Here is a 26,657-nt window from a genome sequence, read left to right as displayed (position 1 = left end):
ATGTTGAAGGGTTTTCTTCGTTTATAACTATTACAAATGAAAATGGACGATGTCCTTCTTGCCATTAAGAAGTTAAGCTCATTAAGTTCTCTGAGTACAGGACCATTCCAGGCAGCCCTGATGGGAGTGGGCACGGAGCCGATTCTTCATTGGCGGAGTAAAACAGACAGCAGGACGGAACCGAACCTAAATGCCTCTTCCAGTGCGCTTCAAAATATAAACTTATAACGTAGCACTCTATGTTCCTTCTAAAACACTCTGAATACAATAAATAAAAGCATTTATATCAATGTGATTAATCTCAGCCAAATTTAAAGCTGATTAATGCTAAATATGTTTAATATCATAAGGTTTGCCGCAATATTTGGTTATCTTTGTTGTTAACAATATATAAACAAAGATAATGAGTTTTTTTGCAGATAAAAGAAGGGAAGTAATGGTGCATATAGAAAAGTATATGCTGGAGATGATGGATACCTATCTTAAACCAATCGATACTAACTGGCAACCGTCTGATTTTCTTCCTGATTCTACTAGTGACACATTTTATCAAGATATCAGAATTTTAAGGGATAATGCAAAAGATCTTTCTTACGACTTAGTCGCCGTGTTAATCGGCGATACGATCACTGAAGAAGCTTTGCCTACTTACGAATCGTGGTTAGCGATGGTGCAAGGGCCGAGCATGAAAGAAGATGGTGGATGGATGAAATGGAACAGACACTGGACCGCAGAAGAAAACCGCCACGGTGATTTGTTAAATAAATATTTATATCTGTCAGGTCGTGTAGATATGCGCCAGATGGAAATTTCTACACAATACCTCATTGCCGATGGTTTCGATATCGGTACTGGCCATGATCCTTATCGTAACTTTATTTACACCTCTTTCCAGGAGATGGCGACCAACATTTCGCACAGAAGGGTAGCTTCTTTAGCAAAAAAAGATGGAGATACTTTATTATCGAGAATGTGTGGGGTAATTGCTTCTGATGAAGCGAGACATGCAAAAGCGTATAAAGATTTTATGAACCGTATTTTCGAGGTTGATCCTAGCGAAGCCATGTTGGCTTTTGAAGATATGATGCGTAAAAAAATTGTAATGCCGGCACATTTCTTACGTGAAGTAGGTTTAAAAATTGGTCAAACATTCGGTCACTTTACAGACGCTGCACAACGTTTAGGTGTTTATACCGCGATTGATTATGTTGAAATTATGCAACAATTAATAGTTGACTGGAAAATTGAAGGTATGCGTGATTTGAATGAAGCTGGTGAAAAAGCCCGTGATTATATTATGGCTTTACCTTCGCGTTTACTGCGTGTTGCAGAGAGAATGAAAAACCCTACTATAGATTATAAGTTTAGCTGGATTGCTGGATAAAAGCACTTAATAGATATATGAAAGCCTCGATGTAAATCGGGGCTTTTTTGTGCTTATTTGTTATCTCGATCAATATACATCCCGTACCGTTATTTCGAGCGGAGTGCAAAGCAGCTGAGAGATCTGTCTCAAGAGAACTTTAGATTTTGATCTCTCCACTTCGCTGTGCTCAAGTCGATGACGATTACTTTGGATCATCAACTAATAAATATCTCCTTGTTTCGCAATATTAAATCCATTTTTTAAAACCTGTTTTTGGATTGTTGAATCCCAAAGTAGCGGGTTGGTGTGGTTGAAATGGATTAAAAAGATTTTATTTTTAATATTACGATCTTCTTTGCCAAATAATTCTTCTGTTTCGGTGACCAGTGGATGCGGTACTTCGGCAATTGGCCTGTTCCCTAATTCGGTACTACCATAAAAAGTAGCGTCTATCATTGCAATATCTACCTTTTTCACTTCATTAATTATATTTTTATCCCATTTGTTCCATTTGTCAATGTCGGGGATAAAGAGGTATTTTTTAGTGGGTGTTTCAATTTTAAAACCTGCAGTCTCCGAAAATTCATCGCGATGAGGTACCGTAAATGCAGTGATCTTATTTTCTGCTATATCAACCGGATCGTTTGCTTTAAGTTCGACAAGGTTTATGTTTTTTAAGGAAACCAATTGGCTCCACGGGCCATTTTGTTCTAGAAAAGACTTTAATTTAGGAAGTATATAAACTTTTAAACCATTTGTTGACATTACTTCTCTACCGAACTCCATTAAGCCTGTATAATGGCCAATGTGTGCATGGGTAATAAAAATGCCTTCGGGTAAATAAGGATAAACTTCGTTTGTTCTTTTTCGAAAATCCTGAAGTTGAGTCTTAATATCGGGCGTAGCTTCAAAAAGCCACCATTTCTTTGTATTGGGATCTACCAAAGCAAGCGAAACCACATTTCTCCTTAACTTTTCATCTTTCCATGCCATTTTGCAACAATTTTTCTGGCAGCCCATGTGTGGGTAGCCGCCATCTTGAGCAACTCCCAGTACCATGATGAAAGAAGACGCTGGCATTTTCTGTGCCCAAATTTGGAATGAAAAGCCAATGAAGAAAAATAATAATAGTGCTCTCATTTACATGTTTCTTCTATACTGGCCACCAACTTCGTAAAGGGCATTACTAATCTGCCCTAATGAACAGATTTTACATACTTCCATCAGCTGCTCAAAAATATTGTCGCCAGCGATAGCAGATTTTTGAAGCTGTTTTAAGCGATCTGCTGCATGGTCTGCATTACGGTTCTGAAATTTTTGCAATGCCGAAATCTGAAATTGTTTTTCATCTTCTGTAGCTCGGATTACCTCACCAGGAACAATAGTAGGAGAGCCATTCTTGTTTAAAAAGGTATTTACGCCAACAATAGGATATTCGCCAGTATGTTTTAGTGTTTCATAGTACAAACTTTCCTCCTGTATTTTTCCACGCTGATACATTGTTTCCATGGCGCCTAAAACACCACCACGATCATTGATGCGTTTAAATTCAGCTAATACTGCTTCTTCAACCAGATCGGTTAGTTCTTCGATGATAAAAGCTCCTTGTAAAGGATTTTCATTCTTAGCCAGTCCCAATTCCCTGTTAATGATCAATTGAATGGCCATTGCCCTCCGAACTGATTCTTCAGTAGGCGTAGTAATGGCTTCATCATAAGCATTGGTGTGTAATGAATTACAATTGTCATAGATAGCATAAAGCGCTTGTAAAGTGGTGCGGATATCATTAAAGTCGATTTCCTGCGCATGCAAGGAGCGGCCAGAAGTTTGTATATGGTATTTTAACTTCTGTGAACGATCGTTCCCTTTGTATTTGTTTTTAATGGCTTTGGCCCAGATTCTGCGTGCTACACGGCCAATTACAGCATATTCAGGATCGATACCATTAGAGAAGAAGAAAGAAAGGTTAGGTGCAAAATCATCAATATGCATGCTCCTGCTTAAATAATATTCTACAAAGGTAAATCCATTGCTTAGGGTAAAGGCAAGCTGTGAAATCGGATTAGCGCCTGCTTCGGCAATGTGATAGCCAGAAATGGATACTGAGTAGAAATTCCTTACTTTTTCATCGATAAAGTATTTCTGGATATCGCCCATCATCCTTAAAGCGAATTCGGTAGAGAAAATACAGGTATTTTGCGCTTGGTCTTCCTTTAAAATATCGGCCTGAACCGTTCCGCGTACTGAGCTGATGGCTTTAGCTTTAATTTGAGCATAAACTGCTTCAGGAAGGACCTGATCGCCGGTAACCCCCAAAAGCATCAAGCCTAAGCCATCGTTTCCTTCTGGCAAAGTACCATTGTATGTTGGCCTTGGTATATTTTTCGCTTTATAGATGGCCTCAATTTTAGCTTCAACTTCTTTTTCCAGTCCGTTTTCGACGATATATTTTTCACATTGCTGATCGATCGCAGCGTTCATGAAAAAGCCAAGTAACATTGGCGCAGGGCCGTTAATTGTCATCGATACAGAGGTTGATGGCGCACAAAGATCAAAACCTGAATAGAGTTTTTTAGCATCATCCAAAGTGGCAATACTTACGCCTGAGTTACCGATTTTTCCATAAATATCTGGTCGGATATGCGGATCTTCACCATAAAGGGTAACGGAGTCGAAAGCTGTAGACAAACGGTGTGCCGGCTGACCCAAAGAAACATAGTGGAAACGTTTATTGGTTCTTTCTGGGCCACCTTCTCCAGCAAACATCCTGGTAGGGTCTTCGCCTTCGCGTTTGAGTGGAAATACTCCAGCTGCATATGGGAATTCGCCCGGAAGGTTTTCGGTTAACAGCCACCTTAAAATATCGCCCCAATCTTCATATCTTGGTAACGAAACTTTAGGGATATTCAGCTTTGAAAGTGATTCGTAATATAAAGGTTGTTTAATCTCTTTGTCGCGGACTTTATAGATGAAAAATTCTTCTTTATAGGCCTTTTTTGTATCAGGCCATTGCCGCAATAAACGTTTGCATTCGCCATCTAATTGTTCTTCAAAATAGTGGTATATTGAATTTAAATTACTTAACATCCCGTCCTGCTGCCCCCCCTCTAGGAGAGGGGAATTAATGTCACTAGCTAAATCGATTACACCTTTAAGCTGGTACATTTTACGGGCAATGGTTACCTGTTTATCTACCCATTCGTTATACATTTGGCTCGATTCGGCAATTTCTGCCAAATAGCGGATACGATCGGGCGGTATGATGTAAATTTTCTCTGATTGATCGGAAGTGAACTCCATTTTAGCCTTGAAATCGGTTCCGGTTTTCACCTTAATTTGCTCTATTAAGGCTACAAAAAGGTTGTTCATGCCCGGATCGTTAAACTGCGACGCCATAGTGCCATAAACCGGAATTTCTTCATCCTTGGCATCGAAAATATTGTGGTTGCGTTTGTATTGTTTGCGTACATCACGCAAGGCATCTAAAGCACCTCTTTTATCAAATTTATTAATGGCTACCAAATCGGCAAAGTCTAACATATCGATTTTTTCCAATTGTGTAGCTGCACCAAATTCTGGTGTCATCACATAAAGCGAAACGTCGCAGTGTTCGGTAATTTCGGTGTCTGATTGGCCAATGCCTGAGGTTTCTACAATAATTAAATCATAACCTGCTGCTTTACAGATATCGATACTTTCCTGTACGTTCTTTGACAGGGCAAGGTTGGCCTGGCGTGTGGCCAGCGAGCGCATGTAGACCCTTGGGTTATTGATGGCGTTCATCCGGATACGATCGCCAAGCAGAGCGCCTCCGGTTTTTCTTTTAGAAGGGTCGACAGAGATAATCGCCAGTGTTTTATCTTTCACTTCGACCAGAAAACGGCGTACCAGCTCATCAACCAGCGATGATTTTCCGGCTCCCCCTGTACCGGTAATGCCTAAGATAGGGGCGGTATTATTTTTTGATAAACGCTTTAATTCGTCAACAAATTTCTGCGCACCTTCGGGATCATTTTCTGCAACAGTAATGGCGCCGGCAATGGCTTTGATATCTTTTGCTGGAATGGTTTCGAGCTCATTGGAGATGCTGGCTTTGGTAATGAAATCGGTTTGTACCAACATGTCATTAATCATGCCCTGCAAGCCCATTTTACGGCCATCATCAGGAGAGTAGATTTTGGAAATTCCATAAGCCTGAAGTTCTTCAATTTCTGAGGGTAAGATTACGCCACCGCCACCTGCAAATATTTTAATGTGACCTGATCCTCTTTCTTGCAGGAGATCGTACATGTATTTAAAATATTCGGTATGCCCACCCTGATAAGAAGTCATTGCAATACCCTGAACATCTTCCTGGATGGCACAGTTTACCACCTCTTCAACCGATCTATTATGGCCAAGATGGATAACTTCAGCCCCTGAAGATTGGAGAATACGACGCATGATATTAATGGTTGCATCGTGTCCGTCGAAAAGAGAAGCAGCAGTTACAAAACGGATTTTATTTTTAGGTTTATAGATTTCTACTTGTTGCATACTATGGGAATTTTAAGGGGCGATATGCTTTGATTACCGATCCTAGTTTCCAAATATATTTGGTATGCAAATGTACTAAAATAAGCAGCTTAAACAGCGAATACCTTATACCATTATGGCTTTTGGTTCAGCTATAAATCTTGCCCAAACTGTAATAAATAACCGTTATTGTCGTAAATGGCAAACTCGCGCATACCGAATTCGAAATCTTCGAGCGGATAACAGATTTCGCATTGATCTTTTAAAGTTTCCCATAAATCCGTAACCTCGTTTGTTTTAATGTAAAGTGAGCCACTCATGATCTGTTTAGGCATGTTTCGGTGTTCGTTTGGCGTAGAAAACATGATTTCTATACTATCTTTTTGGAGCGCTACCCAGCTCAGGTCGTCGAGTTTTGCTACACAGGTAAAGTTTAGCGTTTCGGTATAGAATTTTAAGGTTGCCTGCATGTCGCGCGAATCGAGCATGGGCGTAAGTTTGGTAGCAGTATATGTTGACATGATCTAAAATAAAAAATATAGTTTAATTTTTACCATATAAGACATTTGTGATCATATAAGCTGCAAAATGAAACTACTGTATAGAATCTTAGGTGTGCTCAGGTGACTAAGGTGGTTCAATATTTATAGTGTAGTTTACGTTTTTTGTCACCACCTAAGTCACGTGTGATCATCTTAGCGGTTAATCATAAAACAAAAAAACTATGCTGGTGGGCATAGTTTTCTTAAATTATTTATTGGTGATTTCGGTGATCGGCTCTCCAACGGTACCATTTGGCATTTGTATATGGAGCAATGCTGCCAGTGTAGGCGCAATATCTGTCATGTAATGCGTGGTGTTGGTGGCGCCTGGTTTAATTCCCCAACCCATAAATACCAATGGGATATGTGAATCGTAGGGATTCCAGTTTCCGTGGGTGGTACCGGTGCTACTTCCGTTAAACCAGTTTGGTTGTAAAACATAATAGATATCGCCACTTCTGCGTGCATTGTAGCCGTTAGTAATCATTTTTTTCTGGATTTCCTGCAAAGTAGATTGTGATATCTTTGCAATGTCTACTGCATTTTGGAAACCATCCAAAGTTTTTAAGAATTCAACTGATGCAGCTTTGATCACATCGAAGCTCACATTGCCTTTGTCGGTTTTATCGTGATCAAAAATGATCTGGTTATTCATTGATCTTAAAACAACATTGTTAACTTTAAATCTGTCATTTAGATAAGCATTTAATTTATTTGCAATATCTCTATCACTCACTACGCCAGAAGGCAGTTTATTCTCCTGCATAAAGCCTGGTACATGTGCAGCACCATGGTCAGCGGTTAAAAATACGGTATAGTTTCCTTTACCTACTTTTTTATCCAGATAGTTGAAAAATTCTTCGAAATCTTTATCTAAACGTAAATAAGTGTCTTCTGCCTCTACTGAGTTCGGACCATAAGCATGACCTACATAATCAGTAGATGAACAGCTTACGGCTAAGAAATCGGTGATGTTATCCTGTCCTAAATCTTCAGAAAGGATGGCTAATTTGGCAAGATCCAATGTAATGGTATTGCCATAAGGCGTACTTCTGATGGCATCGAAATTTTTATCGATGTTTTGGGTAAGCTGGTGAGGGAATGTGCTCGCTTTTCCTTCGTAAGCTTTCTCATCTGCAGTACTGTTTACATAGGTATTCATCGGATACAAAGTTTCCCAGTTTTTTGCATAGAATTTATTCGCTAGTTTCAGCTTATTATAATCGGCAATCCAGGTGGGTACTTCTTTCATATAATAGGTACTGGTAATCCAGTTTCCGGTGCTACCTTGATACCAATATGCCGCATTTGCTGCATGGCCCGCAGGAAGGATCGAGCCTCTATCTTTTAATGAAATACCAATTACTTTACCTCTAAAGTTTGTGGCTAATCTTAATTCATCGGTAATGGTAGTGGTTAGCATGTTTTTAGGCGACATATTTCCTTCGGATGAAGGGCTACTGCCAACAGTAGATACTGAGGAATCTTCAGTACAATATACATTCTTTTTAGTTTCAGGATCGTACCAATCGTTACCAATAATACCATGAACAGCTGGAACTGAACCCGTATAGATACAGGTATGGCCACACGCTGTATAAGTTGGTGTATAGGGAATAAAAGTATTTTCTACAGAAAAACCTTCGTTGATTAATCTTTTAAAACCACCATTGGTATAGCGGTTATAGTAGCGGTACAGGTAATCCCAACGCATTTGATCAACCACTAAGCCTACCACCAGTTTAGGACGTGCTACTTCGGCAGGAAATGCCTTAGGCTGTGCCGCAGTAGATTTTTTAGTTTGTGCTGAGGAGAGCGTGATCGAAAAAATAGAAATGGAAAAGATTAGACAGGATATTTTCTTCATTGTGTTTTAGTTAAAGGGCTAAAGTAATAACTTTTAAGTAAAGATATTTTGAAGTTTGTGTAAAGATTTAGAAGCGAAACAGGGTATTTTTGGGGTAATTTAAACGCAAACGATTGTTTGAATATCTAGAAATCAAAAAAGGGCATTAGATATTGCGTTTTGACGGCTTTCAACTTCAGGTAATTAATAAATTGTGAGATTCTAATTGCGAAAGACCTTCATTTTTATGTACTTGTGTATGAGCAGTCTCACAAATCGTAGTTGATGCTAATTGAAAGGAAGTCAATCGTTTGCGTAGAGAAAAATAGCATCAGTTTGATTTTTGTGGTTAATTTAAGATTATAATTACTCACCTAACCAATTGTAAAACGATGAAATCAACTAAATTTTCAGCATGGTCTGTAATGGCTATGGGTATGCTTGTACTTTTTCTCTTTTCCTGTCAGAAAAGCATCATTGCAGAGAGCCCCAAATTATCAAAAAATGCACTGAGTTTGGCAAATGCTACGGCAAGTGGAGAGAATGCTGCACCTTCAGAACACCTTTATTTTTCTTTTCCCTCTGATGCAATTGCTAAGCTGCATAAAATAAAAATTACACAATCAGCCAATGCCGAATATTTTTCGGTTCACAATTATGCCGGCGGCTATGCGGGTTTACAGCAAACCCCGGATAATTCTTTTGGAACGCCAAATATTTTGATTTCGTCTTTATGGGATCCAAATACGGCCGGAGGAGTGTATTCGGAAGTAGCTTATACAGGTGCCGGAACTACGAGCAGCAGGTTTGGAGGGGAGGGCGATGGTTACAAAACCATTAATCCTTATCAATGGGAGCTTAACACCTGGTATAATATAGCTTTAAGGGCGTGGAAATTAAACGGGAAATTATATATCGGCACTTTTATTCAAAATCAAACCAGCGGCGTGTGGTTTCATACATCCACACTGGCTATTCCAGAGCGCACCCAGTTTCTGGGCTCAGGTAATGATGCATTTTTGGAAAATTGGACAGGCTCAAATCCGGCTTACGATGGCAGCTTTATCAGAAAAGCTTTTTTTAAAGATTGCTGGAATTTAACTACCAATAATACCTGGGAAAAGCATACCGGCAGAAGTTTTAGCGCCAATGCAGGCGATGCAGGCAGAAATGGAATCTACGACAGGGCTTTCAATTCGGGATATGATGCTACAGAAGATGCTTATTTTATGGAGCATGGCGGAAATATTCAACCCAATTCGGGTTTCGGTACAGGACGTACTTTATCGCTTCCGGCACAAACCAATCAGGGTACCGCACCAACACTAACCATTGGAGAAGTACAATCGGCAACAGCTGTTTACAATGGTAGTACAGTAACCATAAACTGGTCGAACAATCAGAACAAAAGCCCTCAATTTTCATCAAAAGTAGAGTTACTTAATCCATCCGGAACTGTGGTAAGTACGGTAAATGAGGTATTGCCGCAAAAACGATCGGCCACCATTAGCAGTACCTTAGGCAGTGGAACTTATTCAGTAAGGGTTACAATTACAGATATTTTTAATCAGAATTCAGCACCTGTAACTGTACCGGTTACCAGTGGTATTATAGCTAATACCTGGTACAAAATCAAAAATGCATCAAGCGGTCTTTATCTTGCTATCGAAAATAACAGCACAGCTAATAGTGCTTTTCTGGTTGAAAGCACTAGTGCCATCGGAAATGGGCAAAACTGGAAATTTAATGCTCAGGGAACAAATTATGTGATCGTTAATGCGAACAGCAGTAAAGCGCTGGATATAGCTGGAGGTACTCAAACTTTAAACGGCAATATTATTCAGTATACAGTTACTAATGGTGCAAATCAGCAGTGGATTTTACTTCCTGTAGGGGCAAATAAATATGTAATTCAGAGTAACCTGTCTAACCATTATGTGCTGGATAATCCGGGAAGTAGTACAACCAGTGGTACTAAGATTGTGCAGTATAGCATAAATGGCACTTCTGGTTCTGCAAACCAACAATGGATATTAGAAGCGCAATAAATCAATAACAAAAAGAGCTGGGACTATACAGCACTCAGCTCTTTTGTTAATCTTCGTAAAGAGGAAATTATTTGTCTGTTTACAGTGCTTCAGCCACCACAAAAGTGCTTCCACCAATGTAAACAAGATCTTTTGCACCCGCCGATTGGATAGCCATTGTTTTGGCTTCTGCTACCGACGAATAAGTGTTTCCTTTTAGGCCAAACCCGGCTGCCTGGTCTGCAAGTTCGTTAGCGGCTAAACCACGTTCTAAATCTGGTTTGCAAAAATAATAAGTTGCATTTTTAGGCATCAGGGATAAAACTTTCGAAATATCTTTATCCTTTACCATTCCAAAAACAATATGTAGGTTTTGAAAAGGGGTGTGCGCGATGTTTTTAATCACCTCGGTGATTCCGGCTTCATTATGGCCTGTATCACAGATCACTAATGGATTTTTACTTAGGGTTTGCCAACGACCCTGTAAACCGGTTTGTTTTTTAACCTGGCTTATTCCTTTATAGATTGCTTCCTGATCAGTTTTAATGTCCGTTTTCTCATTAAGGACTGCTAGAGCTTCTAAAACGGTTAAAATATTTTTATGCTGATAAATACCAGTAAGATCGCTTTGTAGATTTTTGTATTTGATTTCCCCTTTTTGATAAACCGATAAGGAAAGTTTATTATTCTTGATTCTAAAATCCTGTGCGGTTAATATGGCATCGGCAAAAACAATTGGTGCAGCTACCGATTTAGCCTTCTGTATAAATACAGGAGCAGATTCTTCCTGTGTTTCGCCAATAACGACTGGGATATTCTTTTTAATGATGCCTGCTTTTTCGCCTGCAATTTCTGCCAGTGTATTGCCTAGCATATTCACGTGGTCGAGGCTAATATTGGTGATGACCGAAATTTGTGGGGTAATGATGTTAGTTGAATCTAACCTTCCGCCTAAACCCACTTCAATTACAGCCACATCTACCTCATGTTTAGCAAAATGATGGAATGCCATAGCGACTGTTACTTCGAAAAAGGAAGGCTCGGTTTTTTCGATCAACTTTTGTTGTTTTCTGACGAACGATACTACTTCAGTTTTACTCATCATTTTTCCGTTGATGCGGATACGCTCGCGGAAATCTTTTAAATGGGGAGAAGTGTACAGTCCTGTTTTATATCCTTGTGCCTGCAATACGGAAGCCAGCATATGCGAAGTGGATCCTTTTCCATTGGTACCTGCCACATGGATGCTTTTAAACTTATCCTGAGGATTATTCAAAGCTTCGCAAAGGATAATGGTATTGGTTAAATCTTTTTTGAAAGCAGAGGCCCCAACGCGGGTAAACATCGGGAGTTTACTGTATAAAAAATCTAGCGTTTGTTGATAGTTCATAATATGCGTCAAATATAAGTTGACTATTATAATAAAATGAAATGTTTAATATTTTCATTAGTTATCAGGTCAATTTCGCATTTGCCTGAAATTCAATTTTAGTATATCTGCCTTTCTCATAATAAATAAAAAAAGATCTAAAATTACCCCTAATCTTTAAGATTTTTCACCCTACGTTTTTTGAAAACAGATGATATTTGATTGAAAAATTTTTAACCAAATTCTACTAAAAAATGAAAAACTTATTAATTACCTGCTCGGCATTAACTATGCTGCTGTTTGGCGGATGTAAAAAAGCTCTTGTACAGGCTAATGAAGGCTTGTCAAATCAGAAACAAAGTAGCAATACCAATAATCTTCTTGGAATTGTAGGAACCATTTACTATGTTGATCCTTTAGGAGACGATAATAATAATGGTACGAGCACCAGCTCTCCGTGGAAAACCATTAGCAAAGTAAATACGGTTACGTTTGCACCCGGGGATCAGATTTTATTTAAAGCGGACGGCGTATGGACCGGAAATCTTGCCCCTTTGGGCTCTGGAAGTGCAGAAGGTTCGATTATTATCGATCAGTATGGGTCTGGTAATAAACCTGTTATCAATGGTGGAGGATTGACCAATGGTTCAATAACACTTTTGCTAAACAATCAATCATACTGGGAAATTAAGAACCTTGAAATTACCAATACGGCACTTCCAGGACAACAATATGCCGTAACAGGTATTAAAGTGAATAATTCTGGTGCTACGGCTGCAAGTAACATTACCATTAATAATTGTTATGTCCATAATGTAAATTCAACAGGTTATGGTACACCTAATTACAATAAGGGTTCGGGTGGAATTATTTTTACTGGCCTGATCAATAATGTACTGGTTCTAAACTGCCATGTTAAAGATTGTGATATTGAAGGAATTAGAACATCGAGTTCAGTAAAAGCAGATAATGTAGTGTTTGAAGGCAATTTAATTGAAAATATTTATGGTGATGGTATTGTATTTAACGGGGTTAAGAATTCAAAAATTACCCATAATATTTTACGTAATACTTGTAAAAGTGATGCGGCTAACTATGCTGCCTGCTGGACTTACGGAAGTTTAGGAACCATTATTTCTTATAATGAAGTTTCGGGTATTAAAGGTGGTGGGCCGTATGATGGGCAAGCATTTGATGCAGATATTGATACCAATGGAGACATTTTTGAATATAATTACTCGCATGATAATGATCGTGGTTTTATGTTATTTATGCCAAGCGCTCAAAATATTATTGTTAGATATAACCTTAGTGTAAATGATGTGAAGAATGCCAATTCTTCTCCTAGCGGTTCGAAACTTATTAATTACACCTCAAATTATACTACTAATAAGATTTACAACAACACTTTTTATACCAACGATAGCTTTACCAGAATATTTCAATATACCAATACGGCCAGCACTTTTGCATTTAACAGTACATTTAGCAACAATATAATTTATGCTACAGGAACAATTACCAGATTTTCGGATAAACCCATAATGGCGTCTGCCGTTTTTAAAAATAATTGTTTTTATCCTCAGTCTATCACTGCTGTAAATGGACCTGCGGGAACTGTTTCAGGCAATACTTATACCGACCCGAAATTTAATAATGCATCTGCAGTTGGCACGCCCGCAGATTTTAAATTGCAAAAGATATCTCCTCTGATTGCCGGGGCAGTTAATTTTACTAATAATGGCGGAATTGATTATTTTCAAACTGCGCTACCGCTAAGCAATCCAGATGTTGGTTTTGCGCAGAGCGTGTACTCATTTACCGGATTTGTTGCTAACGCTGATACCTATGTAAGAAACGGTACTTATGCTGACAATAATTACGGTACTGAAAGTACCTTTATTGTAAAATCTGATGCAAGTTCTTATGCCAGAAAAGCCTATATTAAATTTGATTTTTCTGCACTATCTGGTACAGCGGTTTCTAATGCAAGATTGGTTTTAAATGCTTCCTCTGTAAATACAGATCCTTCCAGAACAATAAGTGTATATACTGCAGCAACAAATACCTGGACAGAAACCGGATTAACCTGGAATAATGCACCTTTAAGTAATCCATTGGTTAATAGTTTTGTCGTCTATGGAGCGGATAATTATTCAATTGACGTAACCAGTGTAATTAACCAAAACCTAAGTACAGGGAATAAAATTATAACTTTTGTGCTAACCAATGATGGTGCGGCAAGTAGTAAAAGCGATATTTATTTTACGAGCAAGGAACAAGCAAACAATAAACCTCAGCTCAATATAATTTTATAGTGGTGATCATAAAAAAAGTCCCGATGCAAATCGGGACTTTTTTTATGCGGATCGGCCATTATTCTATTTCACCTTGAAATTAAATATTACAATTCCGGTTTGTACATCGGGAGCTGATTCCAATTTATTTAAACTTGAACCTAATACGGCCTGTTCACATTTTCTCCAGAGTGCTAAATCAGATAGGGTAGTACCTTTTGCACCTGCACGGGCCTGTACAACTTTGCCATTTTTATCTACACGGATTTGAACAGCAATTTTCCCAGCACTTTGTCCGTCATCTTGTATTCTTGGGATATCGATAAATTTTCTGCTGGCTAATGATAACTGCACATTGCCGTTTCCTGAACCACCTTCGCCATAATTGGAAGCTAAAGGATCGCCATCCTTATCACCCTGGTTACCTGGTGTACTCCCTGTTCCATCTCCCTGCCCCTGGCCTGTATTCTTTTTGCCTTTGTAAAGTGCATTCTGATTAATTACTGGTTTGGCAGGTTTATCTTCAGTTACCGGAGTTGGCGCAGCTTTAGTCGGTTTTGTAGGCTTGGTATTTACCGCAATGGCGTCTTCGGTATTTTGTGTCTGTATTTCCTTATCACTACTTTGGGTAGCAGTGGTTGGGGTAACTTTCTCTTCAGGCGTTACTTTTTCTGGCGGTTTACCGTTCGCGTTTGGATCTGCTGATGGTTCTTCTATACTGGTATAATCATCGCCCATACCTTCTGCAGAAGTTCCATAATTAACCACCATACCACCCATACCTACTTCTTCAGGCGGCTGGAAAGAACCAATCACGATAAAAAAGCTGATCAATAATAAAAAGCCCATAATTCCGCTTGCTATGGCAATGGCCTTAGGGTAATTATTTTCCTCATTAGGTATTTGTGTTTTGTAGTTCATTATTTCTTAGGCTCAACGGCTACAACAAGTTTTAATTTCAGTTTATTGGCAATATCGTTTACCACAAATCCATCCTGATAAGTTACATTGCGTGAAACATATAAAAGTATGGTCATATCTGGTGCCAGTTTTTGGTATGATGCTAATGTAGGTTCTAATTCCTCAATGCTAACCGGTTTTTTTTCAACGAAATATTTTAAATTTTCGTCTATTGTAACGGTAACTGCTTTCTTGGCGGTAGATTGCTGTCCGCTTGATGATTGTGGCAACAATAATTTAACCACCGTAGGATTTACCACGGCAGAGGCCAATAAGAAAAACAACATCAGGAAGAACATAATATCGTTCAACGCTGAAGTATGTACTTCTACCGATCCTTTTGTTCTTTTGCGTAAATTCATTATTTGCCTGGTTCTTCTAGTAAATCAATAAAATCAATTGCATCGGTTTCCATTTTAAGAATGATTTTTTCGACCATAATATTTAAAATGTGGTACAGTACGTAAGCGATAATACCGATAATTAACCCGGTTGCAGAAGTAATCATTTTCGTATATAAACCACCAGAGATCGTTCCGATTTCGATCGCCCCTTTTATTGATACCTGGTGGAAAATGGTAATTACCCCCACAATTGTACCAACGAAACCAAGCATTGGCGCAATACCTGCCACAATACCCAATATACTGATGTTCTTCTCTAATTTGGAAACCTCTAGTTTACCCACATTTTCAATCGCACCTTCAATATCTTTAATCGGGCGACCAATGCGTTTTAAACCTTTTTGCAGCATGCGTGAAAGAGGAGAGTTATTGTTTTTTAAAAGGGACATGGCACCATCTAAATTTCCCGATTGGATATAAGACCTGATCTGACCCATTAGGTTCGATTCGTCTTTAGTTGCTTTTTTAATGGTTAAATAACGTTCAACAAAAATAATCAAAGCTAAGAAAGCTAGAAAAGCCAGTGGAATCATTACCCAGCCGCCCTTAAAAAGCAGATCGATAAAATGTAATTCTGGTTGTGGTTGTGTTACAGCTTGGTTAACCGCATTTGCTGTGTCTTGTAATGCTTTTGTGGTGTCCTGAATTAATAAAGTTATCATTATGGTTGTGTGTTGTTAAATATTTGTTGTACGTAAAACCCTTTTCCTTTTAGTTTTTTCTGTAAAACCTCTTTCTGCTCTTCGGCTTCTTTTTGCGTTTTAAAACTCGCTATGCTTACTTTTTTCCACGGTCCGGCCATATTTGCAATTTTAGCATTTAAGCCAAGGGTTTTCATAACGGCGATGTATTTTTCAGCCCCTGCTACAGTTTTATACGATGCCGCAATAACATCAAACGTAGAAGGACCTGTTTTTGGTACAATGTTATTTTCTTTTGATGTTTCTACAGCAGGTTTAACTACAGGTTTTGCCTCTAATTTTTTAATGGTATCTGCTTTTTTCTGAACCTGATTGGCCTTTAAAATGCTATCTGTTTTGGCTATCGAATCCTGTTTTGCTTTTAGGGTATCAACCACAACCTTTGGCGAATCGATAATTACTTGTGCAGGCTTTACCACTTCAGTTGTTTCACCTGTAAATAATTCGGGTTTAACCAAATAGGTTATCGCTGCAATAACAACCAAAGCTAACACTGCAATTGTAATCATCAACCAGGTTGACATCCCTTGTCGCGTTTCGTCTCCATGTTCAATTGGGTCGTGACCAAAACGATTAGGATGCTCTGCATGTTGCTCTTTTATAAATGCAGGAGCTTCAATTACAGGTTCTTCTTTTTTAGTTTCGTCTTCTAAATTGATATATGTTTTAGGTTCTTCTATTTCCGACCTAAGCGAAAAACGGCTCGAAGGTTCAGTTTGTGGGACAATCGTTTCTAGTACCTCCACGGTGTTGATTTCTTCAGGTGCTGAGGTATTTTCTGTAGCAATTACTTCGTCCTGCACATCATCAGATTCAGGCGTTTCAATAGCAGGTTGTTCAGTGGCAATATTTTCAACTTCTGATACTTCTTCAGTTGTATTTGCTACTTCTTCTATTTCTTCTTGTGCTTCGGCAGATTCTGGTGTTTCAATTGCATGTTGCTCAGCCATAATATTCTCCACCTCCGATTCTGGTGTATGGCCAAAGCGGCTTGGATGTTCTTCGTGCTGTTCTTTGATAAAATCTGGCGCTTCGGTAATTTCTGCTGCACCTGTTCCCGTATGTTTTAAGGTGTTTTTAAGATCATCCTTAACTTCATCCAGCTCTACATTTTCGATTACCGGGGCGTGGTATGATTTATTCTCAAAAGGTGAGGGTACACTTGGTGCTTCAGCGATTTCATCGTAAACCTCTTCCTCTTGTTGAGGCGAATCAGCTTTTGTTTCTTCAATTACAGTTTCTGCCAATGACGGAAGTCCATAAAATTCAGAACCATAGTTCATGTTTTTAACCGGTTCGAAACCTAATCCTTGTTCGGTAAAAAATAAACGACCAGTATTTTGCAACTCGGCCTCATGGTCTAATTCTAATTTCTGATTTACTTCTTCAACAAAATGGGCAATTTGATTACGGGCATCTTCGTTACTGATGTTTGCTTTGGTAGAAATAAAGTTGGCTAAAGCTTCTTCTTCGGTTAATTCGGCCGAAAACTGCAGTGTATATCCGGGAGGCAAAAACGTTTGTTTTTCCTTATCGTATCTTCCTGGGTATTTCTTTTTATAAAAAGTGCCCAAGCCGGTAATCCCAACTTCTTTGCGTTGCTGCAAGAGTTCTAATAGGTATGATAAGATATCCATTCGGGTAAAATTAAGCGTTTAAAATTAAAAATTATATTCTACCTTCAAATAGTGTCTACAGGTGCTATTATACATCCTATTCCAAAAGGGGGACAAAAACGAGTACAGTTTTGTTGTTTTAATCATGAAAAAACACAGTTTTTTAAGCCTATATCTGTATCCGTGCAAAGATAACGGTTACAAAGATAGAAATGGTATGCTAGTAAGCAAATGGCTAAATCGATTATAATATCGAATTTGAAGCTAAAGCTTAAGCTATAGAAACGCTTTAGTATAGAAAAGCGTATGTAGAAAGCGCAGATGTAAAATTTACAATGGACGGTGAAGACACTGTCCATTGTATTTTATAAGTGATGGGCCGAAACACTTATCACAAGAATAACCACTATATAGAAAACCTATAAACAAGGAACTGTAGTAGACCAATCGCTACTCTCCATGTTAAGCAGGCTAGCAGTGTGGCCATGTCCGGTTGCATCGGCTACGGTAGTTCCAGTTCCTTCATCAAATTTCCAGTAAGCCTCTAAATTGGTACTTGTTGCACTTACACCACATTTATTGGCAGAAATTGTTGATTGTGACAGTGCCGATTTCCAAACCCGCATTTCATCGAACTGACCATTGAAACCTCTATTGGCATCCCAGCTTCTCGAAATCTGAAATGTGCCGTTGGAAACAATAGTACCTGTTGCGCTCATGCTGGCATCTAAAGTGCCATTGATGTAAATTTTCATGGTCGAGCCATCATATGTTGCTGCAATATGATACCAGGTATTGGCACTTAGTGCTGTAGTAGAGTTTAGCTTTTTAGGTGTTGCACCACCTGTATTCAGTACAAATTGTACTTTGTTGTTGGCCAGGGAAGCATCACCTAAACGGAGCAAAGCCACATTGGCGTCGCTCACTTCGACCCCCATAATGGTAGAGATATTTGGAGCAGTAGCTTTAAAAGCGGTTGGTTTAATCCATGCTTCGTAAGTTAAGCTGGTGCCTGCAAGATTAAAGGTATTCGAATTTAAGTACTCATTTGTTCCGTCGAAAACCAATGATCGGTTTCCTGCTGGTGGAGGGGTGCCTCCATTGCCATCAATACAGTTCGGTTTTACATCGGTTGCAGCGCCATAGAGTACGTTAGACATGGCTGATAATTTAGTTTGCGAGTTGTTGGCTACATTGTAAACCATGGCACTGGCCAAACCATTATTTTTTACATAAGTGGCTACCGCTGCCTGATCGCTATTGCCCAAATCTGTTCCTAAACCCAATTTACTTTTAGGTACGCCAGCGTTAATGTAAGGCTGTAAACGACCGGCATAATTTGTAGAGAAATAAGTTTGCTCAAATACATAATCTAAAATATCGCCCAGTTTTTGGTTGTTATAAGTAGAAGTAAAATAATTGGCCTGGTTAAATGCAGCCATGGTAATAAGTTTGTCGGTACCCATATGGGCCCTAAGCGCTGCTGCTGCAAGAACCAGCGAGCCATCATTTGCGGTGCAGGTAGAATATTCATCATCAATATCAATTCCATCTAAACCATATTGCTGTACCGCATTGGCACACTGAATGGCAAAGGCATCAGCCTGGGCATAAGTGGTAAAACAGCCCCAACCTGCATCTTGATGATTTCCAAGTACATCGAGTACAACTTTTATACCTAATGATTTAAGGTAAGCCACCTTGCCAGAATTTAAGGTTTCTTGTACCTGTGGATTGAAGTAGAGGGTGGGAGTGCCATTTACCGAATTGATATTGGCGGCGAAAATGACAGAAACACCAAATAATTGGCTGGCCGAAGTTCCATAGGTATAACAGCCCGGATTTACAAAATTGTTGCTGTTTACTTCTACATAGGCGGTCATGAATGGACCTGTTAAGGCCAGGGCAGAGGCATTGGTGGCGGCTCTGGCAGTGCCTTTGGTGTTTAATAGGTTGTCTTCTTTTTCAGAATTAGCTTTTTTACAGGCGTACAACAAGGCGAAAGCTGTTAAAAGCATTACGCCGAAAACGGTTAGTTTTCTCATAGATTTAAAAATTTTGGTTAGAAATTGGTTTGGGTAAAAATGGATAGGATTAAACACGCTTAGTCCTATTTAGAAAATTATAGTAAGATATTTTTCGTTTACAAAAAACCGGGAGCTTAAAAGCCTCCCGGTTATTATATTAATTAAAGATTTTTGTTCGGAATATCCCACCATAAGCGGGTACCTCCAGTATCTGTACCTCCTAACAAGGCTACAGCTTTAGATACTTCTGCTGTGTTGGTTTTATACTCATCATCAGAAAATGGTAATCTCCTGATTTGAATTTGAGTATCAATACGGCCACCGCTTGCGTTGTTTACAACTGGGAATATTTTTGGATAGCCCGTGCGTCTGTATTCTGACCACGCTTCTTGTCCATCTGGAAAAACAGCAATCCATTTCTGAGTGATGATCCTTTCCAGTTTGATTTGTTTTGAAGCAGATTCATCCCATTTCACCGTTGTAGTACTTAATAAATTTGAACCTGCAGGTACATTATTTGCGGTAACACCAGTTGGATCTGTATAAGCTGCCTGGGTACCTGTATTGTTTGCAATATATTCATCTACTCCATTAGCTCCATATTGTGCAAAAGATAACCTGATTCCTTGCTCATAAAAAAACTGTGGTGTTCCTCCCATATTCCAACCCCTCAATGCGCCTTCAGCTCTTAAGAATGATACTTCTGCTGCACACATATATTGTACAGGGCTTTGTTCAGTTAAATTTACCGAGTAAGTTCTTGCCTCATAAGTTCCGCCATTCATTACAATACCAGTTCTAACACCTTTAAAATCGCCTACTACCCCCAGATATCCTTTGTCAAGATTAGGGCTTATTTGAAAATATTTGGATAAACGGCCATCATTAAAACCTTTGAGAATTGATTCGATACTAGCATTCATTCGAGAATTTTTATAATCAATATCTGCAACCCTTAAGCCGTTATTCGTCGTAATACCTTTTCCTCCTACAACTAAAGCATTATCGGCCTGAGTTGTTAATAAACCAAAAGAATTGGCAACAGCCTCCTCTGCTTTGGTTTTAGCTAAACTTGGGTTAACATAAGCTATTCGTATTGCCAGGCGTAATTTCAATGAATTTGCAAATTTTATCCATTGTTTATAATTGCCATTGTATACTAGGTCAAATTTCGATAAGGAATTATCAGATGGGTTTTTGGCAATATAATCAGTTAATACTTTTATGGCATTGTCTAATTCCTGGAAAAAGGTATTGTAAACTGTTTCCTGGCTATCGTAAGGAGTAACTAAAGCATTAACACCAAATTTACTATAAGGTATAGGCCCGTATATATCTGTAACCCTGTGCATACCTTCTACTTTCAAAATATCAGATACGGCTATAACCTGTGGCGCACCCGATGCGAAGCTCTTTAAAGCCCTCCAGTTGCCCATAATTCCTTCGTAAGCTACTCTGAAGGGCCATGTATTCCATCCAACATTTAGATTATAATTTGCATTACTTTGATCTCCAAAGCCAACAGGAGCAAAATATCCAGAAAATGCATCGGCATTTAAATTCTGTTGTACCTGATATTTCCAGTCATCTTTTTTTAGATTATAGAATACATTTACCTGCATGGTAGGAATAAACGTTCCGGCACCAACGTTATCTTTTTGTAAATCATCAGGGCTTAATGTATTCGGGTTTGTATTATACAAATCGTAATTTTTTGTACAAGCGCTAAATAACGCTACAAGCATTAATGCAGAAATTGCAAAAGGCTTATTGAGTATCTTTGAGTATTTCATGTCTTTATGTGTTATAAAGTAACTTTTAAACTAAATCCAAAACTGCGTAAACTTGGTGATGAGAAATTTTCAAAACCCTGGAAAGCATTTCCAGTTAATGTAATTACTTCCGGATCGAATGGAGCTTTATTGTAAATCATCCATAAATTTCTTCCAATTACTGATAATTGAATATTCTGGATTTTGTTGTTAAAAGCTTTACCAGGTATGGTATAGCCAAGCGACAATTCTCTTAAACGGATATTAGTAGCGCTATATACATACGAAGGCGACAACTGGCTTGAAATTCTGTTGTAATAGGCCTGGCTGTTATCTGCATTATTAAATTTCTGTGTTCCGTTGCTACGTGAATCTGCTGTTCTTTGCGACATGCCATACTGATCCAATTTCATCTCTGTATTAGATACTACCTGACCACCAAAACGACCATCAACTAAAAAACTTAATTTGAAATTTTTATAATTAAAGCCGTTATTAAAACTAAGCTGGTATTTAGGATTTACATTTCCAACGGTAATTAAATTGTTCGAAAACGTAGGTAAACCATCTTTATCTAAAACTATAGATCCATCTGCATTACGGTTATAGTCGTTGAGTTTGATATCTCCGTAGGCACCACCCTCTTCAATAAAGGTATTGCCACCCAGTTTTAAAGAAGTGAAGTTTACAGGTAATCCCGTTGTAGGGTCTGTTTTGTGCAATAACTCAACAACCTTATTGCGGTTAAAAGAGAAGTTAACAGCAGGTGTCCATATCACTTCACCCAGATTTACATTAGAACTAAGTGAAGTTTCTAAACCTTGATTTTTAACTTTTCCGGCATTAAAATCAACATAAGAATAACCTGTTGAAGGTGCTGCTGGTAAACGGAAAAACTGATTAGTGGTATTGGTTGTGTAATATGTTGCCGTTAAGTTCAATTTGTTTTTGAAAAATTTCAAATCTGCACCAATTTCAAAAGATTTGGTTTTTTCTGGCTTTAACTGGCTTTCTAGTTGTTTACCACTACTTAGGGTGATACCTGCGCCAGAAACCGGGAATGTTGCAGGGGCAGCAGCATAAGCATATTGTGGAGGAATGGCATTACCTACCTGGGCATATGAAAGTCTTAATTTGGCAAAAGAGATTGCTTCTGGTAATTTAAACATTTCACTAAGCACAGCACTTAAACCAACAGAAGGGTAAAAGAACGATTTAGGCAAAGAAGAATTCCAGTCGTTGCGGCCTGTTACATCTAAAAACAGGTAATTATGATAACCTAAAGTGGCTGTGATAAATGCTGCCTGGTTTTGCTCTCTATATTCAGGACGGGGATCAAATCCAAAAGGCGGGTTATTCACTTGAAGTGTACTTGGATTTATATTGTACAAACTAAAAAAGTTAGGTATCTTATAGATATCCAAAGGCCCTCCAATATTGGTTGTTCTTTGTTTATTATTCAAAATACTTGTACCTAAAGTGGTATTTAAGGTAAATTGACCTAAGGTTTTATTAAAGTTTAACAATAAATCGGCATAAGTTTGGCTATTTAAATCGTTAATTTCTCTGTAAAAACCATTTGGGCTTGATCCTGATAATGTGGCTATAGTACTTGCATAGATTTTATTTGTACCAAAATCGGTAGTCCTGTCCATCTTAATTCTACCCTGTAAATTTAAATAACTGGTAAAATTGTATTTTGCTGTAACAGAGCCTAATATTCTGTTTCTTTGGTTAGCGAATAAATTCCTGTTAGCTACCCAATACGGATTTTGTACTGACAGGTCATTTACCGAATAAGCCCAGTTTTGAACATTTATATTTCTTATAGGATCGAATGTTTCGTAATTTTTATACTGGTTAAAATCTGCTGAAGCCCCAGGGAATAAGTACACACCAACCAACGGATTGTAATACGTTCCCTGGCCAGGCATATTCAGCATATTTTGATAGGTATAATCTACATTCGCATCTAAAGTTAGTTTATCATTAAAAAATGAAGTTGTATTCCTAAACGAGAAGTTATACCGGTCTAATTTATTATTCGGTATAATACCATCGGCATTTGTTGCTGCAGCTGAAAAATAAGTTTGATTTTTTTCTGTTCCTCCAGATATAGACAAAGCGTTAGTAAAGGTTTTGCCAGTATTGAAAAAATCTTTAGGATTGTAGCTGCCGCCATTATTTGCTTTAGAGCCCCAGCCATCAAAAGCTTCTGGCGCTGATGCTCCGTAACTATTTTGAACTTCTGGTAAGATAAATGGCTTATCAAAGGTTACACTTGAATTAAAATTAATGGATGTTTTACCAGCTTTACCTTTTTTTGTGGTAATTAATATTACACCATTTGATGCTGCTCCACCATACAAGGCTGCAGCAGAAGCTCCACTTAACACACTGATTTCTTCAATATCATCCGGATTTAGGTTTGAAATACCATCTCCAGAATCTGAAAGCTGAAATCCATCCGATAGTGCCGAACTCGATAAGCTTGGTAAAGGAACACCATCAACTACATAAAGCGCATTGTTATTTCCGGTAATTGATTTATTACCACGCAAAACTGCTTTTGTAGAACCACCAGGAGCTGAAGAGTGTGTTAACGTTAGACCCGCCACTTTACCCGTTAAGCTATTTACAAAACTTGGGTCTTTTACATCGTTTACTGCATTTGTATTTAATGTTTGAACATTGTAGGTAAGTGCCTTTGTAGATCTTTTTATCCCCAGTGCCGTTACCACAACAGTTTCAAGATTTTTAGAATCAGGGGTTAAAGTGATATCAATAGTACTCTGCGTACCTACGGTAACCTCCTTACGCAGGTAGCCGATAAATGAGAACACCAAAACATCGCCTGTTTTAGCAGTAATACTGTATTGCCCTGATGTGTTGGTTTGGGTTCCGCCCTGCGCCCCTTTTATGGTAATGGTTACACCCGGCAGTGTTGCACCTGTTTCGTCTTTTACTGTTCCTTTAATGACATCCTGGTAAACAGCATGGAAAGAAACTGCTCTGTTAAAATGATCGTTCGGTGTAGCTGCGTACAGGCCTGTGGATGCATAAAGCAATAAGCATGTTAGCTGTAAAGATTTTTTCATATTCATTACGAATAATTTTGAATAAGTATTTGGTTAATTGTTTTTCGCCTTAAGGATTTCCATCCGGGCTGTTTTATAGATAAGAGTATTTTGCTTACACAAATTGCCTACAGGGAAATTGAAATATTTTTATTTTTTTCCTGGCGTACTGCCGCATCTTTTAGCTTTCTACACTTCAGTATGGATTTATATACAAAGTTTGGTGCCTTGAAAACAAACCGCTGTTCAATAAACCTGACAGCAGCGGGCATCCCGATTCTTCATCGGGATAAAGCGGATGGCAGGACTACAGTACCTATGAAATACTGCCATTCATTTTCTCCAAAAAAGCACCATATAGGTTTTTATACAATAAATGATCTCTCGAAATGACTATTACACTCTTCCCAGCCGCCAAAAATTAACGGCTTAAATCAGATTTTTCGGTCACTTTAGCAATACCTGTAGCCCAACAACCTGCGGCACCAACCAGTGCTGCATCTTCATTCAGCTTGGATATATGAATAGGCGTGTCGATCCCTTGCGATTCGAGGTATTTAATCACATTGGGCATAAAACGAACAGACGCATTGGCAATGTTACCGCCAATTATAATTGCCTCTGTTTCATGATCCTGTTGAAAATCCTTAAGAAAAAGACCAAGGTTATGCCCAAATTCTGTAAATATTTTACGAACCGTCTGGTTCTCCTCGTAAAGCAAGGTCAGTTCGCGGACATTTAGGATGTTCAAACCTGTAAGCTCATAATAACGTTTCAAAAACCAACGGGTAGAAAGGTAATCTTCTGCTATGCCATTCAAAAAAGAAGAGCACCACAGGTTGGCATCGGTAATTTTTCCTTCTTTACACACGGCACTTCCAAGTCCGGTGCCCAAGGTAACACCAATTAGGTTTTGGTAGGCACGGGCTTCGCCTGCAAATACCTCTCCGGCCAAGAAGCAGGCAGCATCGTTGTTCATTAAAATCTGATCGCGGTTAATCCGTAGTTCGCTGGCCAGCATGTCTTTTACGTTTAGACCATAAAAAGCTGCATATTTGTCATTTCCAGCTATATAAGAGATGCCATTATCATAATCGAAAGGCCCTGGCATGGCAATACCTAAATTGCCAATTTGGATACCTACCTTTTTATAAGCGGCTTTAATTGCACTGCACCAGGTGTTGATAATCTGTTCTGTTGAGCCATGAGAATCGACGCGTTCGCGTGTATAGGAATTTTTAAGAATGTTCCGTTGCTGCATATCGAGTACTGCAACCGTAATGTGCGAACCCCCGATATCAATGCCCATCACATATTTGTTTTTATTCATTGTTTTCTGCTTCAATAGATCTATAAATGGCTTGTACCTTATTATGGCACTGAATGAAGAGTCCTTTTTTTGTTAAATTGCCTACAACGGGAAGATTTTTTTATGAAATATTTTTTATTACCTTACATTTGATTCACCAAACTAACCAAGTTGAAAGCAGCTAAGCCAGACCTAGTCGTTTTATGGAATAAGATTTGCCTCGAGGATGATATAAAATCTTTTGAGCAACTTTACCGCTTTCTGTACAGTAGGTTAATTAAGTTTTCTATTTACTACGTAAATGATAAACAGGTTGCTGAAGATCTTGTAGCCGAGGTGTTTGTGAAATGTTGGGAAAACCGGGCAGCAAGTACCCATGTGTTAAATCCAGAAAGTTACTTTTTTATCGCAGTAAAAAATCAATCGCTTAAGTACCTTAAAAAAAATTCTTCCATTACGTTTATCGATTTAGTTGATGAAAATGATAACATTTCAGTGTCAACTAATACACCAGAATACATTCTTGAAACTAAAGAACTTCACCAACAGTTAAACTATGCCATTGCAGGTTTGGCACCACAGGCGGCTACTGTTTTCAGATTAATAAAAGAAAGCGGAATGAAGTACAAGGAAGTGGCAGAACTGTTGGATATCTCACCCAGAACGGTGCAAACTCAATTGTTCAGGGCTATTGCAAAGCTCCGTATGGTATTACAACCTTTAAACGATAAGGGAACCGATGAAAAAAAACTGGGAAACCTGATTTCCCTGATTATCTTAGTAAGTAATTATCTTTTTTTATATTTTCTGTAGGCAATTTTAGCAGGAA

General features: G+C 38.5%; 17 protein-coding genes. 4 read left to right on the top strand and 13 right to left on the bottom strand.

Features of this window, described 5'->3' with window-relative positions:
- The first annotated feature begins 403 nt into the window (after window positions 1-403).
- Window positions 404-1,384, top strand: a complete 981-nt coding sequence (locus HDC90_RS21655; RefSeq protein ID WP_184470143.1) for an acyl-ACP desaturase — start codon at window positions 404-406, stop codon at window positions 1,382-1,384.
- A gap of 201 nt (window positions 1,385-1,585) precedes the next feature.
- Here the strand turns inward: HDC90_RS21655 and HDC90_RS21650 are convergent, their stop codons facing one another.
- From HDC90_RS21650 to pafA, 4 genes are all read right to left on the bottom strand, one after another.
- Window positions 1,586-2,506 carry an MBL fold metallo-hydrolase gene (locus HDC90_RS21650; RefSeq protein WP_184470141.1) on the bottom strand — a complete coding sequence of 307 codons (921 nt, stop codon included), beginning with the start codon at window positions 2,504-2,506 and terminating at the stop codon, window positions 1,586-1,588.
- The gene (locus tag HDC90_RS21645; protein WP_184470139.1) at window positions 2,507-5,902 is read right to left on the bottom strand and encodes a methylmalonyl-CoA mutase family protein; all 3,396 of its coding nucleotides are present in this window, start codon (window positions 5,900-5,902) and stop codon (window positions 2,507-2,509) included.
- Window positions 5,903-6,033: 131 nt separating this feature from the next.
- Window positions 6,034-6,402 carry a VOC family protein gene (locus tag HDC90_RS21640; protein ID WP_221451923.1) on the bottom strand — a complete coding sequence of 123 codons (369 nt, stop codon included), beginning with the start codon at window positions 6,400-6,402 and terminating at the stop codon, window positions 6,034-6,036.
- A 229-nt stretch (window positions 6,403-6,631) separates the two neighbouring features.
- Complete coding sequence (gene pafA / locus HDC90_RS21635; RefSeq protein WP_184470137.1) at window positions 6,632-8,290, bottom strand: alkaline phosphatase PafA; 1,659 nt, start codon at window positions 8,288-8,290, stop codon at window positions 6,632-6,634.
- 371 nt (window positions 8,291-8,661) lie between these two features.
- Here pafA and HDC90_RS21630 point away from each other — a divergent pair, with 371 nt between their 5' ends.
- On the top strand, window positions 8,662-10,317 hold the full coding sequence (locus HDC90_RS21630) for an RICIN domain-containing protein (protein ID WP_184470135.1): 1,656 nt from the start codon (window positions 8,662-8,664) through the stop codon (window positions 10,315-10,317).
- 79 nt (window positions 10,318-10,396) lie between these two features.
- Here HDC90_RS21630 and HDC90_RS21625 read toward each other — a convergent pair whose 3' ends face one another.
- Complete coding sequence (locus HDC90_RS21625) at window positions 10,397-11,686, bottom strand: folylpolyglutamate synthase/dihydrofolate synthase family protein (RefSeq protein ID WP_184470133.1); 1,290 nt, start codon at window positions 11,684-11,686, stop codon at window positions 10,397-10,399.
- A gap of 233 nt (window positions 11,687-11,919) precedes the next feature.
- Between HDC90_RS21625 and HDC90_RS21620 the strand changes: the two genes are divergently transcribed.
- The gene (locus HDC90_RS21620; RefSeq protein WP_184470131.1) at window positions 11,920-13,983 is read left to right on the top strand and encodes a DNRLRE domain-containing protein; all 2,064 of its coding nucleotides are present in this window, start codon (window positions 11,920-11,922) and stop codon (window positions 13,981-13,983) included.
- 63 nt (window positions 13,984-14,046) lie between these two features.
- Here the strand turns inward: HDC90_RS21620 and HDC90_RS21615 are convergent, their stop codons facing one another.
- The 8 genes from HDC90_RS21615 to HDC90_RS21580 all read right to left on the bottom strand — a co-directional run bounded on the left by HDC90_RS21615 (window position 14,047) and on the right by HDC90_RS21580 (window position 25,849).
- Window positions 14,047-14,883, bottom strand: coding sequence for an energy transducer TonB (locus HDC90_RS21615; RefSeq protein WP_184470128.1), 837 nt, complete (start codon window positions 14,881-14,883; stop codon window positions 14,047-14,049).
- Window positions 14,883-15,284 carry a biopolymer transporter ExbD gene (locus HDC90_RS21610; RefSeq protein WP_025144642.1) on the bottom strand — a complete coding sequence of 134 codons (402 nt, stop codon included), beginning with the start codon at window positions 15,282-15,284 and terminating at the stop codon, window positions 14,883-14,885. The genes HDC90_RS21615 and HDC90_RS21610 overlap by 1 nt, the downstream gene beginning before the upstream one ends.
- Complete coding sequence (locus tag HDC90_RS21605; protein WP_184470126.1) at window positions 15,284-15,988, bottom strand: MotA/TolQ/ExbB proton channel family protein; 705 nt, start codon at window positions 15,986-15,988, stop codon at window positions 15,284-15,286. Before HDC90_RS21605 ends, HDC90_RS21610 begins: the two co-directional genes overlap by 1 nt.
- A complete protein-coding gene (locus HDC90_RS21600; RefSeq protein ID WP_184470124.1) occupies window positions 15,988-17,664 on the bottom strand; it encodes an SPOR domain-containing protein in 1,677 nt (558 codons plus the stop codon). Before HDC90_RS21600 ends, HDC90_RS21605 begins: the two co-directional genes overlap by 1 nt.
- A gap of 398 nt (window positions 17,665-18,062) precedes the next feature.
- Window positions 18,063-19,688, bottom strand: a complete 1,626-nt coding sequence (locus HDC90_RS21595; RefSeq protein ID WP_184470122.1) for a LamG-like jellyroll fold domain-containing protein — start codon at window positions 19,686-19,688, stop codon at window positions 18,063-18,065.
- Window positions 19,689-19,831: 143 nt separating this feature from the next.
- Window positions 19,832-21,463: a RagB/SusD family nutrient uptake outer membrane protein gene (locus HDC90_RS21590; protein WP_184470120.1), complete on the bottom strand. Its 1,632-nt coding sequence runs from the start codon at window positions 21,461-21,463 to the stop codon at window positions 19,832-19,834.
- A gap of 11 nt (window positions 21,464-21,474) precedes the next feature.
- Complete coding sequence (locus HDC90_RS21585; RefSeq protein ID WP_184470118.1) at window positions 21,475-24,540, bottom strand: SusC/RagA family TonB-linked outer membrane protein; 3,066 nt, start codon at window positions 24,538-24,540, stop codon at window positions 21,475-21,477.
- 400 nt (window positions 24,541-24,940) lie between these two features.
- Window positions 24,941-25,849 carry an ROK family protein gene (locus tag HDC90_RS21580; RefSeq protein WP_184470116.1) on the bottom strand — a complete coding sequence of 303 codons (909 nt, stop codon included), beginning with the start codon at window positions 25,847-25,849 and terminating at the stop codon, window positions 24,941-24,943.
- A 150-nt stretch (window positions 25,850-25,999) separates the two neighbouring features.
- On the opposite strand from HDC90_RS21580, the gene HDC90_RS21575 reads away from it, so the two are divergent.
- Window positions 26,000-26,641, top strand: coding sequence for an RNA polymerase sigma-70 factor (locus tag HDC90_RS21575; RefSeq protein ID WP_184470114.1), 642 nt, complete (start codon window positions 26,000-26,002; stop codon window positions 26,639-26,641).
- The last annotated feature ends 16 nt before the right edge of the window (window positions 26,642-26,657 follow it).

The organism is Pedobacter sp. AK013 (assembly GCF_014205835.1).
GTDB lineage: Bacteria > Bacteroidota > Bacteroidia > Sphingobacteriales > Sphingobacteriaceae > Pedobacter.
The sequence above is the reverse complement of the archived record's forward strand: the minus strand, read 5'-3'. Positions and strand labels throughout refer to the sequence as shown.

Bases quoted from the DNA above. Each gene is read 5' to 3' on its own strand.
- HDC90_RS21655 (WP_184470143.1), top strand. From the start codon at position 404: ATGAGTTTTTTTGCAGATAAAAGAAGGGAAGTAATGGTGCATATAGAA.
- HDC90_RS21650 (WP_184470141.1), bottom strand. From the start codon at position 2,506: ATGAGAGCACTATTATTATTTTTCTTCATTGGCTTTTCATTCCAAATT.
- HDC90_RS21645 (WP_184470139.1), bottom strand. From the start codon at position 5,902: ATGCAACAAGTAGAAATCTATAAACCTAAAAATAAAATCCGTTTTGTA.
- HDC90_RS21640 (WP_221451923.1), bottom strand. From the start codon at position 6,402: ATGTCAACATATACTGCTACCAAACTTACGCCCATGCTCGATTCGCGC.
- pafA (WP_184470137.1), bottom strand. From the start codon at position 8,290: ATGAAGAAAATATCCTGTCTAATCTTTTCCATTTCTATTTTTTCGATC.
- HDC90_RS21630 (WP_184470135.1), top strand. From the start codon at position 8,662: ATGAAATCAACTAAATTTTCAGCATGGTCTGTAATGGCTATGGGTATG.
- HDC90_RS21625 (WP_184470133.1), bottom strand. From the start codon at position 11,686: ATGAACTATCAACAAACGCTAGATTTTTTATACAGTAAACTCCCGATG.
- HDC90_RS21620 (WP_184470131.1), top strand. From the start codon at position 11,920: ATGAAAAACTTATTAATTACCTGCTCGGCATTAACTATGCTGCTGTTT.
- HDC90_RS21615 (WP_184470128.1), bottom strand. From the start codon at position 14,883: ATGAACTACAAAACACAAATACCTAATGAGGAAAATAATTACCCTAAG.
- HDC90_RS21610 (WP_025144642.1), bottom strand. From the start codon at position 15,284: ATGAATTTACGCAAAAGAACAAAAGGATCGGTAGAAGTACATACTTCA.
- HDC90_RS21605 (WP_184470126.1), bottom strand. From the start codon at position 15,988: ATGATAACTTTATTAATTCAGGACACCACAAAAGCATTACAAGACACA.
- HDC90_RS21600 (WP_184470124.1), bottom strand. From the start codon at position 17,664: ATGGATATCTTATCATACCTATTAGAACTCTTGCAGCAACGCAAAGAA.
- HDC90_RS21595 (WP_184470122.1), bottom strand. From the start codon at position 19,688: ATGAGAAAACTAACCGTTTTCGGCGTAATGCTTTTAACAGCTTTCGCC.
- HDC90_RS21590 (WP_184470120.1), bottom strand. From the start codon at position 21,463: ATGAAATACTCAAAGATACTCAATAAGCCTTTTGCAATTTCTGCATTA.
- HDC90_RS21585 (WP_184470118.1), bottom strand. From the start codon at position 24,540: ATGAAAAAATCTTTACAGCTAACATGCTTATTGCTTTATGCATCCACA.
- HDC90_RS21580 (WP_184470116.1), bottom strand. From the start codon at position 25,849: ATGAATAAAAACAAATATGTGATGGGCATTGATATCGGGGGTTCGCAC.